The organism is Algibacter sp. L3A6, from assembly GCF_009796825.1.
Classification (GTDB): Bacteria; Bacteroidota; Bacteroidia; order Flavobacteriales; family Flavobacteriaceae; genus Algibacter.
Genome location: NZ_CP047030.1, coordinates 3,229,570 through 3,242,513, shown reverse-complemented (window position 1 = coordinate 3,242,513; position 12,944 = coordinate 3,229,570). Strand labels below are relative to the sequence as shown.

Below are 12,944 nucleotides of genomic sequence, written 5' to 3'. Positions count from 1 at the left end.
TCCTGTAATTCCCTCTCTAAATCCTTTTTCAAATCCTATTCATTTTAAAGCGTGAAATTAACCATTGTTCCGCATTTTCTGAGTCGGAATTATTAAAAATTATGAACAATTCACTTAAATATTTAAGTTTTAAATATCTTTACGTCTAAGTTATTCAAATAAAAAAATATATGTTAGATTTTCTCGGAACAATTTCATGGTGGGTGTGGGTGTTAATTGCACTAGCCATTGTGGCCATTCGTGATGTACTGCAAAAGCATCACACTATAAGTCATAATTTCCCTATTGTAGGGCATTTGCGCTATTGGTTAGAAAGTATCGGCCCAGAAATGCGCCAGTATTTTGTGGCAAATAACCGAGAAGAATTACCTTTTAATAGAATTGAGCGTGGCTGGATTTATGCCTCTGCAAAAAACGAAAACAACTATGAAGGTTTTGGTACAGATAGAGATATTTTCCAGCATCAACACTTTTTTGTGAATAATGCCATGATGCCTCATGAAATTAAAGACGAAAATCATCCTAATAAAATTGATAAATCGTTTTTGCCATGTGCCAAGGTTATGGGCGAATTCAATAAACGTAAAAAACCATTCCGTCCTGCATCTATTATAAATGTATCGGCAATGAGTTTTGGTTCTCTTTCAGCAAAAGCTGTGGAGTCTATGAACAAAGGTGTAAAACTTGCTGACGCTTACCACAACACTGGTGAAGGTGGTTTATCTCCATATCATAGCCATGGTGGCGATGTGGTTTTTCATTTCGGAACTGGATATTTTGGTGTACGTAATGCGGATGGTGGATTTTCATTAGAAAAACTAGTTTCACTAGTAGAAAAGAATCCATTTATACGTGCTATAGAAGTAAAACTATCTCAAGGTGCTAAACCAGGGAAAGGTGGCGTATTACCGGGCGCAAAAATCACTCCAGAAATATCAGAAATTCGTAGTGTAGAAATAGGGAAAGATGTGCTTTCTCCACCAAATCACAAAGCGTTTTCTAACGTACCCGAAATGCTAGATTTTATCGAGAAAATCGCTGAGGCGACAGGCTTACCTGTAGGTATAAAAGCAGCCATCGGTAAATTAGACCAATGGAAAGAGCTTGCTGATATTATGCAAAAAACAGGCAAAGGCCCGGATTTTATTACTGTAGATGGCGGTGAAGGTGGTACTGGTGCTGCACCTCCAAGTTTTGCCGATCACGTATCATTACCATGGGTTTATGGTTTTTCTGATTTATATAAACTTTTTAAAGACAAAGGATTAAGCGAGCGCATTGTATTTGTTGGTAGTGGAAAATTAGGTTTCCCTGCAAAAGCAGCTATGGCATTCGCTATGGGTGTCGATTGTATAAATGTTGCCAGAGAGTCTATGATGAGTATTGGTTGTATACAAGCGCAAGTTTGCCATACTAACCGCTGCCCTACTGGTATTGCCACACAAAACAAATGGTTGCAAAACGGAATCGATCCAGAATTAAAAGCTCAACGTTTAGCGCAGTATTACAAAACGTTTAGAAAAGAGTTAATAGAAATTACGCATGCTGCTGGTTACGAGCATCCTTGCCAATTTAAAATGACCGATATAGAAATTAATATCGATGGTAACGACCTCGCAAAAGACCTGAGCCGTACTTATATGTATGAGAAAACAAAAGTCCCTTTCTCCGGGATGCAAAGCCTGAAAGATTGTAAATATCTAGGAGGCGTAAAATAAAAAAAAAGCCATTTCTTTAAAAGAAATGGCTTTTTAATTTTAGGCTTAAGACCTCATTAATTATCTCTTAATACATGTATCGTTATAGAAAGGGTTCTTATATTTCCTGATAAATCTGTATAGGTTCCATTAATGGTTGCATCAATATAATCACCAACATTACCATAGCTCGCCAAGTTTAGCTGTAAACTATTCGCGACATTATAATCTAAGTCTACATTCCCTGCTTCGAAACCAAATTGAGAGAAAGCATAATTTCCAGGCGTTATTGTATCGATTCCAATATAAAACCAATCGGTAATAGGTCCGGTGTTCGATTTTGCATTTATAGTAAAACCTGTTCCTTGTTGATATGCATTTACATCTATACCTATAACGTAATAATCTACTGGATTAGCATCTACCTGTATGCTAACGTATTCTGTTATAGTGTTACACGCTATAATATTACCAACATTACTATTTGTAAAATTGAATGTTAACTCATTTGTTGTTTGAAAACTATCATAATCTACACCTTCTAACGTAAAGTCAAGAACAGAAGCACATTGTAATACTGAAAATGAAAACAAACCATTTGTTACTTGAGATGTTGCGTAGAAATTACCATAATCTAAAACTACATATCCGTTTGTTACGTTAACACTAGAACAATCTACCAAACTCCCTGTAATAGTTGAAGAAACAACCGAAGTTAGTACAATATCTCCTAAATTAGTATCTGAAGAAAAAGGGCCAATTGTTGTAGTATACTCTAAAGCGCTACATTGATTAAAGGCTTTTAATGTTAATACTTCATTTGCAGGTATTAATCCACAAATTTCGCCGTCTCCATTAGTATAACCAGCTCTTGGATAAATAGCACCAGTTCTCCATAATTCTACTTTAACATTAGAAATAGGGTTATTAGCATTGTCTACAATATTTAAGCACAAGTTTACTGTTGGAAATTGAGCATCGCAGTTCCACCAAGAAAAATGAGAAACTTCACCTACGTACTTTCCTCCTACTAATGTAGCGGCACCATCTTCTATCCAATAGCCATTAACCTCATCAAAATGCCATAACGGTATACTTGCCGGCGCTACATTTATTTGAGCAGGATCTACAGGTAATTCAATTTGTGCAACACTACCATCTGCAATGTTTAATTTTTCTCCAGAATCTCCTTTTAATTCAACATTTATCATCCCGTAAGTTTCTAGAACACGCTCTTGTCCATTAGAGTTTTGAGCTTGTAAACTTCCTGGCATTAAATCCTCCACATCAGGATTAGCTGGGTCTAAGTGATATACAAATACCTTAACATTCCCTGAGTACGCGTTTCCGTTTTCATCTTTAAAATCACCATCAAAACTTACTTTTGTTCCATTGGCTAAAGAAACCTCACTATTACTTCCAGAAGCTACAGTACCAGCTAAATGCTCTGCAACTAGCATAATTTTAATTTGGTTTGTACCAGAAGTCGGCACTACCGCTCGCATACCTTTTAAATAACCCGTTTTTTCGGCTGTAATAAATGCTTGATTTTGGTTTACATCGGTATTATTAATAATAAACATACCGTTTTCGTCTGTAGAAGCGGCTTTACCTCCTATTTTAATGTTTACATTTTCTAAAGGTAAATTTGCTTCATCAACAATTCTTCCCATAAAATCTCTTTGAATACTAGAGCCTAAATCTAAAGTAGCTTCGTTATTTTCTTCAGGATCTAAAGAGGAATCATTACTATCTTTTGGGTCGCATGACGTGAATAATGTGCTTAGCACTATAAATAGGCTAAGGATAAATCTAAAATTTTTGTTTACTATTTTCATAATTTAAATGTTTAAGTGTTCAATTTTTACTGCTTATACACTTATATACATTTACCTTATTTTTTGTTACCCTATTTTTTGAATTTATTTAAATAAACTTAAAAATGCTTTTCTATTTGCTTTTGAAATAGGCACACGGTAGGTATTATCTAAAACCACATAACCCTCATTTTCAAAATGTCGTACTTTTTCTAAGTTTATGATATGAGATTTATGGCATTTGAAAAATTTTGAATTTAATAGCTTTTCAAATTTCCCTAAATTATAAGAACTCATTATTGTAGTTTTATCTATTAAATGGATTTTAGTATACCCATCATAACCTTCTAAATGTAAAACCTCATCTTGAGGAATAAATGAAACTCCTTTTTTAGTAGGCACCACAATTTTGTTATTGTTCGCTATGTTTTCTTCTAATAAACTAACCAGCTTAGAGTTGTTATCGCTCTCATTCATTAACCTAATTAAGTCTAAAGCCTTATTTACAGCGTTAACCAAATCTTCATTATCTACCGGTTTTAAAACATAATCTATAGCCGATTTTTTAAAAGCTTCAATAGCATATTCACTATACGCTGTTACAAAAATGACCTGAAAATTGACGTCTTTAAGTTTAGCCAGCAGTTCGAAACCATTCATTCTAGGCATTTCTATATCTAGAAACAAAATTTGCGGTTCTTCTTTATTAATTGCGACTATGGCTTCTTCTGGTTTTTGAAAAGCACCCGAAATTTTAATAACAGGAAATAGTTTTTCAATCTTGCGTTGTAAACCTTTTAAGTTTGAAATTTCATCGTCTACCAATATGGCCGTTATACTATCCATTATTTGTTTTTTTCAATTATAAATATCGACTTATTCCCTTTATCTTCTCGATCTGGATACATTTCTTCTTTGCTGTAACTTATGTTCCATTTTTCCGAAGAATTTAAAAAGTGTAATCTATCTTTCAAAACATTAGAAGATTTAACTTCCTTTTGGTTTCTTTTTTTGGTGTTCACAAACCCAACTCCATCATCAATAATTTCAACCTTAAAACTGAGCGGACTGATATAAACAAAATTGAGCGTAATTAATCCGTTATTCATTTTATTAAAAACTCCGTGATTTACAGCATTTTCAACAATGGGTTGCAACAACATGGTTGGTATGGTAATACTTTCTTTATCTAATTTTTCATCAATATTGATCGTGAAATTTAGCTTTTCTTTAAACCGAAGCTTCTCAATCTCTAAATAGTTATTAAGCACGCTAATTTCGGTACCTAAAGAGATTTCGTTTTCTTTAGATAACTCGAAAAATTGACGAATAAGTTTTGAGAATTTCACCAAATATGTTTCTGAAGCTTCAAAATTATTTTCACCTATATAGTACTGTATTGCCGATAAGGAATTAAAAACAAAGTGAGGATTCATTTGAAACCTTAAGGCTTTTAGTTGTAATTCTGACAAACGTTTGTCTTGAAATATTTGTTGATTTTTTTTGAATTGTGAGCGTTTTACAAAAAATCTAGAAATTAATACAATAAGAAATATACTTAACAACACCATGAGCCCTTTTACCCAAATGGCTTGCCACCACAAAGGTTGAATTGTGAAACTTAATTGTTTTTTCGCACTACCGGCATCGATATGCAGCGTATATTTTCCGGGTTGAAGATTATTAAAACTAAAATTATTGGTTGTTGTTGTTACCCAATCTTTTTGAATAGGTTTTAATTTGTATTTATATGAAAAAACATCATCTCCCGACGAAAAATCAATATGCGATATATTGAAATTTAAATTATTATTTTTTTGATATTTAAAAACAGAATAATCTGCTGAAATATCACTTTTATTATACGTAGCCTTATCTATATAAACATCTAACAAATGGGTTTCATTTTTTACATCTTTAGGTAAAATTACAATCCCTTTATCTGTACTCGCCATTAATTTATTCTTGTAAACAATAACACTGCTCACACTATTAGAGGATAATCCGTTGTTTTTATCTAGAACCAATTGTAGACTAAAATCCTCATTATTTTTTATGTATTTAAATATACCAGACTCTGTTGCTAACCAAATAATATCATCTTCAATAAAGGCATTATTTACAATTTGAAATTCGGAACCAGGAAGTTGCTTTATGGTTTTTAAATCTGAAATGTAAGCGCCAAAACCATCTGTATTTATTAAAATATCGTCTTCTGAAACTGCTTTAAGGTTTAAAATAGACTTATTAAAATCTTGATTGGTAAATGGTATAGATTTAAATTCTTCATCTATAAACTCTTTTAAACCACTAGATGTAGCAACTAAAAGCTTTTGATTGAATAGGAATATTTGATTAACCCCTTGTTGATTATACTGGTTTTCAATGTTGTAATTATTTGGATTTATTTTATTCATTCCAAATGAAAACCTAGTATAAAAATAATCATCATGATAAACTAACTGCCTAATTTTATCGTTAATACCATTGATGTTATTTAAAAAACCGAGCTTCTCAATTTTATTGTTTTTTGCGATTCTTACACTCGATTTAGATAGATAATATTCTGCGTCTAAAGCTTTAATATAAGAAGCATCAAAAATATAATCGTCCTCTACTATAAACTGTACAAACTCTTTTTTAAGATCATCATATTTATAAAATCCTTTATTAAAAACATTTGCAATTATTTTATCATTTACATAACTAATATCACTTACGGTTTCTGTAGATAAGCAATATTTAACTTGTTGTTTTTCTTTAGGTAAGTGGTAAATACCATTTGTAAATGTGCTTACCCAGATAGACCCCACTTTATCATAAAAACCGAAATGTGCTTTTAATTCCTTCGGAATATAATATGTATTGGTAATGTAAAAATCGGGATCTAGCATACCAACAAAGCCTTCTCCTGAAATTTGCAAGCCATTATTAACAAGATTAACCCTTACGTATTTAGACGTTTCAACATTAATCTCATTCTTAAAATTTCTCCTATATAATTTTAAAGTATTTAAATTGAGAAAAGCGTATTCTTTATTATTTACCCAATAAAATAAACTATCGGTAATTTGGCCTCTTACATTCTTATTTCCAAGTACATCTTTAAACTCAAAACCCTCAATAACAGTCTTATTTTCATCTCTAACAAAAATAGAATCTTTAGCTGTATTTGTTGTAAAACTTGAAACCTGAGCATGCTTAACATAAGCTACTCTTATTAAATCTTCTGCTCTAGAATCGGCTAGACTACGCCATTTTTCATCTTTTAAAACATGAAATTTATTAGAACCCGTTAAAATAATAGTATTATCAACCTGACTTGAAAAAATTGGACTAAAAATCTCTCCTTTTTGTTCACTCTCAAAACCGTATACACTATCATTTTCTATGTAACCTAATTTTGATGATTTAGATAAATACCACAGCTTATTATCTGGTGTTGGGTAAATTCCCCAAACATCATTATTTGCCAAACCGTCTTTAGTAGTAAACACTTTAAAGGTATTGCCATTATATTTAACCAAACCTTTAGCAGTGGCAAACCATAAAAACCCTTTTTGATCTTGAGCTATTTTATAAATATGGTTACTTGGTAAACCATTATCGGTAGTGTAATTTGTAAATTGTTGTGAAAAGGAAAAACTCCATATCGAAATAAGTAATAAAGCGATATAGAGTTTTTTATATTTCAATAGTATTTAATTTTAAGTGATTAAAACAAAAGTAAGGGTTTTAAGTATTTATTGATCTATTTCTCGTAATACTCTACCTTCACCTTCTACATAACCTTGAATTGTAGGATCTAATGCATCAATATAATCTCCTGAAAAGGTAAATTCTATATAATCACCTACAATTACCGGGTGTGCTGTAACTGTGCACATAATAGGTGTGCTTGGTAAATTTGTTGTACTAGAAATAAACATGTTTCCTGCAAAAATATCTGTAAAATAAAAATTACTAGTAACACCATCTGAAACTCCCCAAGCAAAATTGGTAGTAGATGTAAACGCGCTGAAATCTTGAAAGGTAAAACTTCCATCTATAATCGGGCTTGATCCTGATGCTGTTTCAGCACCGGCTCTAAAAAAGAACTTTTGGTATACGGAATTAGCATTTGAAGTAAACCAACCTTTAGCGTAAGAGTCGAAAACCCTTTCTGTTCCGTTATTAATGGTGTATTTAAAATACTCATCCGTATTACCTGTAGAGGTCAATGCATCATCATTACTACAATTGTATATTAATAACAATATAACAGCTAGGCTTATTGATTTTAAAATTGAGTTCATTATTGTTGTTTCTTATTATCGGTATTGTTTATTACTGTCTTTAAAAACTGATTAAATATTTTAGTTCTTCTTAATCTAAAATAGATTTATAAAACCTCATCTATTATTACGCAAAATTCTAATTCCATACTGTTATAAATAACATCTAAGCGTACCTCATCGCCTACGGCTGTTCCTGCACGTTGGCAAGTAACTGTTACTTCTTCTAATTCGGCACCATTTATTGAAATCCAACCTGGGCCAGTTTCGTTTAATTCAATAACATTAGTTGTAAAGAACAAGGTTGGCGAACTTGTAAATGATGCTATTTCTATTCCTGGCTCACCATAAGGCCCATTACTTGCATTGGGGAAGTGTTGCGTATTTAACTCCATTTCTGGAATCAAAGTTTGATCGTTATTGTTATTGTCGAAATATGAGAAACCTTGATAGTTACATTGCGACTCGTTTGTTGCATTACCATCATCATTATCGCAAGATGTCCCCAAGGATAATAAGAGTAATAAAATAAATATATTTTTCATTTTATGCGTTTTTAAAGAGATATGGAATTACCATATCCTTGATTGAAAGTTGTTATTAAATTTTAATATGCTTTTTAATCTTGAAAAACGCCTAATGTGCCTTCATAATGTCCTGTAAATGTTTCACCAAGATGATTTACATAAACATAATCTACATTTATTGTACTTTCTTCAGGGTTGATGGTATCAATATTAATGGCATTTACCGTTAATGTAGGTGTAGCATTTCCTGGACCTTGTGCATTAGTATCATCATCAGAAGATGGATTACCATACTCAACACCATCAATAAAATAAGGCGTACTTAAGGACTCAAAAGTACCTATATAATTTTCTACTATTACGGTATCTGGAGTTGAATTGATTGTTGCATGATATAGATCTCCTAAATACGTATTTCCGGCAGTTGGTGCAGAATTTGCTAAGCTTGGATTATCTTCAACAGTTAAATTAAAAAACACAAAATTAGACGTGTTTAACGTGAATATATACTCGTTTGCATCTGCTGGTGCTCCCGTGCTAGAATCGCCATCTGCCATACGCCCATCAATAAAGAAAAAGTTGTATTGATCTGGAGGGTTATTATCTTCATCTATTTCAAAATAAGCGTTAGCTGTTTCGTAAAACATACCATTATGTGTAAAACCATCTGTTGGGTTTACAGGATTGGTTTGTGCATCATCATTATTATCACAACTATACATTGAAATAGTAATAAGTGCTAAAAGTATTTTTATTGTTTTCATCTTTATTTCTTATTTAAACTTATTAATGATATAAATCGATAATTACACAGTATTCGGCTTCTAATCCACTTGCTGTAATATCAAAACGCATTTCGTCTCCAACAGCACTTCCCGTTCGTTGGCATGTAACGTCTACGGTATAAATAGTTCCGTCTACACTTAACGAACCCGTTCCTGAAGCATTTTCTGTAACCACTGTAGTTACAAACCAAAAATCGCCTGGTTCTGATGTTTTATATATTTCTACTTCAGGACCATTAGATGATGTGTAGTAGAAATCGGTAGTGAGTTCTGCCTCTGGAATTAGAGTTTGCGTATTATCTGAAGTGTCTAAAAAAGTAAAGCCTGCATAATTACAAACATCTTGATTGTCTGCATCTCCATCATCGTTATCACAGTTAAATAAAACTAATGTTAAAACTAGTAGGCAAATAGATTTAATAATATTTTTCATAATTGTTAATTTGTTTTTATATTAATTATACATTTCCCTTATATCAAAACAACTAAGAAATTGTTACCCCTTAATTCATTTTTTTTTAATTTTTTAAGAAACTTCATCTACTATTCCATCACAATCATTATCAATACCGTCTTTAATTTCAGTAGCATAAGGGTGAACATCAATATTAGTGTCATCGCAATCTAAAGCGTTATAAACACCATCTTTTTCTGCTCGTTCCTGAGAGCCGTAACCATCACCGTCTGCATCTACATAAGTAATATCGTCTTTATCAATTTCTCCGTTACAATTATCATCGATATCATTACTAGAAATTTCGTCTGCTATAGGGTTTATATTTGGATCTTTATCATTACAATCTGCATTATTAGCCACAAAATTTTCTGGCGCTCCTTCTCCTAAAACAATTTCAAAAACTTCTGAAACATCTGGGTTTCCAAAACCATCACCATCTTCATCATGATAAAAAGTAAAAGCGTGTAAATCATTACAATCTTCATCTATAAGATTATCTGGAATTTCTGTTGCTCCAGGATTAATATCGGCATTGGTATCATCGCAATCTGTATTGTCTAATACATAATCTGCAGGTTCATCACTAGATGTATATGAAACTCCATTTACTGATGAATCGCCAAAGCCATCTTGATCTAAGTCTGGCCAATAACTATACGAAGTACTACCACCCATACTACATCCGGAACCTATTATAAATACAGCAGTTACTAATAACATAATTGGTAATATTATTTTTAAAAATCGATTTTTCATAATGTTATATATTAATTGTTTTTAAATCTGTTTGTGTATAATATTTATAGTAGAAATAAGCTGAAATTGAAATAAGACATAAGCCGATAAATTGCGAATGTGAAAGCACATTTTCTATTATAAAACCTCTATCATCTCCTCTAAAAAACTCTAGAATACCACGACCTAAAGCATAAAGTATTAAATAGATTAAGAAAATTTGCCCATTAAATTGTTTGTGCTTTTTAATTATTAATAACGTTAACATAATAGAGACTAGCAACAGCACCTCGTATAATTGTGTTGGGTGTACAGACATGCCATGTGTTGTAGAGAATATTAAACCAAAACTACTAGTTGTTGGAGCTCCATAACAACATCCTACACTAAAACAACCTAACCTGCCTATAGCATGTACAATGGTCGTTGTAATTGCAAAAATATCTAGCATGGGCAAAACCGGTATCTTCTGCTTTTTTAAATACCAAATGATATATGGAATAATAACTACAAACGAACCATAGAATACAAAACCTCCCGAAAAATTATCAGACATTAAACTAGGGTTTTGTATATAGAGCAACGGATCTTGCAAATAGAAAAACAACTTTCCGCCAACAAACCCCGCTATAAAAATGAGATAAAAAAATGTGTTAGAAATATTAGTGATACCTAGTTCTCTTTTCGCGCTCCATTTAGTGTAAATAGCTGCAGCCAAAGTTCCTAATGCTATTAAAAAAGCATAAGAGTAAACCGTAACATGTTTTACACCCAATAGGTTTGATAAAAATCCTGATAACTCAAAAGTGAATAGTTCTGGAAACATATTTTAAAATATTTCTTTGTTTTTTAATTGAAGCTTATTAAGTATCTCTTCTTACATGTAATGTTCCAGAAATACTATGAGTTACACCACTACCATCAACATAATCTCCCGAGAACGCTACATCTATAAAACCTCCAATAGTACTGAAGTTATTAACTACAATCTGAAAATTTTGGGTTGCTGAAATGTTGGTGTTTAAATCAATTTCAGTGATTACAACAAGCCCATTAAAATCGGCTAAAGTATAAACCCCTGGTGTTATCGTTTGAATACTGAAATAATACTCGTGTGAGGGGTCTTGTGGTGTTCCTTGAAGATCAAAACCTCCCGAATAAATATTTTTATCTCCTAGAACTGATGTTGTGGTAACAGCAGGGTTGTTATCCAATTGATAAGTCATATACTCATCTATAGCATTACAAGAAAAAAGTGTTCCTAGATTAGTTGTAGGCGGGGTTAAAAGAATAGGCATAGACCCGGTAGATTGATCCGAACCATAATCTACTCCTTCGATGATAGCATTAGTATCTGAATTACAAATTAGCGTGCTAATTTCGAAAACACCATTGGTTACAACAAAGACGACACGTTTACCATCATAAAGATATTCTACATAACCATTTGTTACAGGGTTATTGTTACAATCTAAAAAATTACCTGTAACAACTTGTAATGCTGAACTATTTGGAATAGTAAGTACTTGTGTTATCGTAGTCGAGCTTGTTCCGCTTAACGGACCAATAGTATCTGTTAGAAGTGTGTTTCCACAAGAATCGTAAGCTGTTAGAGTTAAGACCTCATTAGATGGTACCACTCCACAAATTTGTCCATATTGATTTGAGGTACCCACTCCTGGAAAAGGATTCCCCGGAAAAGTTAAATCTACATTTACATTCGCTAAAGGGTTTCCGTTAACATCTTCTACAATTAAACAAAGTAGTTCTGTTTGAAAACTAATATCGCAATTCCACCAAGAAAAATGAGCAACAGTACCCACATATTCGTTACCTGTTTTAGTTGCAAAACCTTCTTCTACCCAATAACCAGCATCTTCATCAAAACTCCATAACGGAATTGTTGTTGACGCTCCACTTTGTAATTCAGTAGGAATTGGCATTCTAATTTCAGCAGAACTTCCTGCTGCTATTTGAAGTGAATTTCCAGAAGCATCGGTTAAACCTACATGAAGCATACCATAGGTTTGTAACATTTCAAAATCATCTCCAGCTGTTTTTCCTAAAAGCATTCCTGGCATTTCGTTAGCTATATTGGGGCTCGCAGGATCTATGTGATTCATTGAGTAATACACAGCACCAGTATATGCGTTTCCGTTTGCATCTTCAAAACTCCCATCAAAAGTTACTTTTGTTCCGTTTGATAATTGAATTTCATTGTTTGATGGTAGCGCTTGCACTTGCTCTGCCAACAATACTATCTCTATACTATTAACATCTTCTGTAGGGACAACCGTTTTTAAACCTTTTAAATAGCCTGCTTTATTTACCTCTATATAAGCAAAACGTTCTTGCACAGAAACATCTGTAATTACAAAAACACCATTAGCGTCTGTTTGTACTGTTTCTGTACCTATATTAACTTCGGCATTACCAATAGCTGTATTGGTTTCATCTTTTATAATACCTATAAAATCTCTTTGCACTTGAGAACCGAAATCGAATTCTTCATTTCCTTGAGATCCAGAATCACCTCCTATAGAATCATCTTCATGACAACTATGTATTAAAATTGCTAGAAAAAGGAATAACGTGGTCTTTAAAATTGTTTTCATAACTAATGTTGTTTTGTAGCTTTAACCATAAGTAGAC

General features: G+C 32.5%; 11 protein-coding genes. 1 reads left to right on the top strand and 10 read right to left on the bottom strand.

Annotated features, from left to right (window positions below; translation table 11 throughout):
• Positions 1-170: 170 nt before the first annotated feature.
• The gene (locus GQR98_RS13420) at positions 171-1,718 is read left to right on the top strand and encodes an FMN-binding glutamate synthase family protein (RefSeq protein WP_159019943.1); all 1,548 of its coding nucleotides are present in this window, start codon (positions 171-173) and stop codon (positions 1,716-1,718) included.
• Positions 1,719-1,774: 56 nt separating this feature from the next.
• On the opposite strand, the gene GQR98_RS13415 is transcribed toward GQR98_RS13420, so the two are convergent.
• From GQR98_RS13415 to GQR98_RS13370, 10 genes are all read right to left on the bottom strand, one after another.
• Complete coding sequence (locus GQR98_RS13415) at positions 1,775-3,535, bottom strand: hypothetical protein (RefSeq protein WP_159019942.1); 1,761 nt, start codon at positions 3,533-3,535, stop codon at positions 1,775-1,777.
• An 84-nt stretch (positions 3,536-3,619) separates the two neighbouring features.
• The gene (locus GQR98_RS13410) at positions 3,620-4,360 is read right to left on the bottom strand and encodes a LytR/AlgR family response regulator transcription factor (RefSeq protein WP_159019941.1); all 741 of its coding nucleotides are present in this window, start codon (positions 4,358-4,360) and stop codon (positions 3,620-3,622) included.
• Entirely contained in the window at positions 4,360-7,209 is a 2,850-nt protein-coding gene (locus tag GQR98_RS13405) for a histidine kinase (protein ID WP_159019940.1), read from the bottom strand. Before GQR98_RS13405 ends, GQR98_RS13410 begins: the two co-directional genes overlap by 1 nt.
• 48 nt (positions 7,210-7,257) lie before the next feature.
• Complete coding sequence (locus GQR98_RS13400) at positions 7,258-7,809, bottom strand: hypothetical protein (RefSeq protein WP_159019939.1); 552 nt, start codon at positions 7,807-7,809, stop codon at positions 7,258-7,260.
• Positions 7,810-7,895: 86 nt separating this feature from the next.
• Positions 7,896-8,333 (bottom strand): hypothetical protein, encoded by a 438-nt coding sequence (locus GQR98_RS13395; RefSeq protein WP_159019938.1) that lies wholly within the window; start codon positions 8,331-8,333, stop codon positions 7,896-7,898.
• Between the two features lie 74 nt (positions 8,334-8,407).
• On the bottom strand, positions 8,408-9,079 hold the full coding sequence (locus tag GQR98_RS13390; RefSeq protein WP_159019937.1) for a hypothetical protein: 672 nt from the start codon (positions 9,077-9,079) through the stop codon (positions 8,408-8,410).
• A 22-nt stretch (positions 9,080-9,101) separates the two neighbouring features.
• Complete coding sequence (locus GQR98_RS13385; protein WP_159019936.1) at positions 9,102-9,533, bottom strand: hypothetical protein; 432 nt, start codon at positions 9,531-9,533, stop codon at positions 9,102-9,104.
• A 93-nt stretch (positions 9,534-9,626) separates the two neighbouring features.
• Positions 9,627-10,313 carry a putative metal-binding motif-containing protein gene (locus tag GQR98_RS13380; protein ID WP_159019935.1) on the bottom strand — a complete coding sequence of 229 codons (687 nt, stop codon included), beginning with the start codon at positions 10,311-10,313 and terminating at the stop codon, positions 9,627-9,629.
• A 4-nt stretch (positions 10,314-10,317) separates the two neighbouring features.
• Positions 10,318-11,118, bottom strand: a complete 801-nt coding sequence (locus GQR98_RS13375) for a prolipoprotein diacylglyceryl transferase (protein WP_159019934.1) — start codon at positions 11,116-11,118, stop codon at positions 10,318-10,320.
• Between the two features lie 37 nt (positions 11,119-11,155).
• Positions 11,156-12,907: a hypothetical protein gene (locus tag GQR98_RS13370; RefSeq protein WP_159019933.1), complete on the bottom strand. Its 1,752-nt coding sequence runs from the start codon at positions 12,905-12,907 to the stop codon at positions 11,156-11,158.
• Positions 12,908-12,944 lie beyond the last annotated feature (37 nt).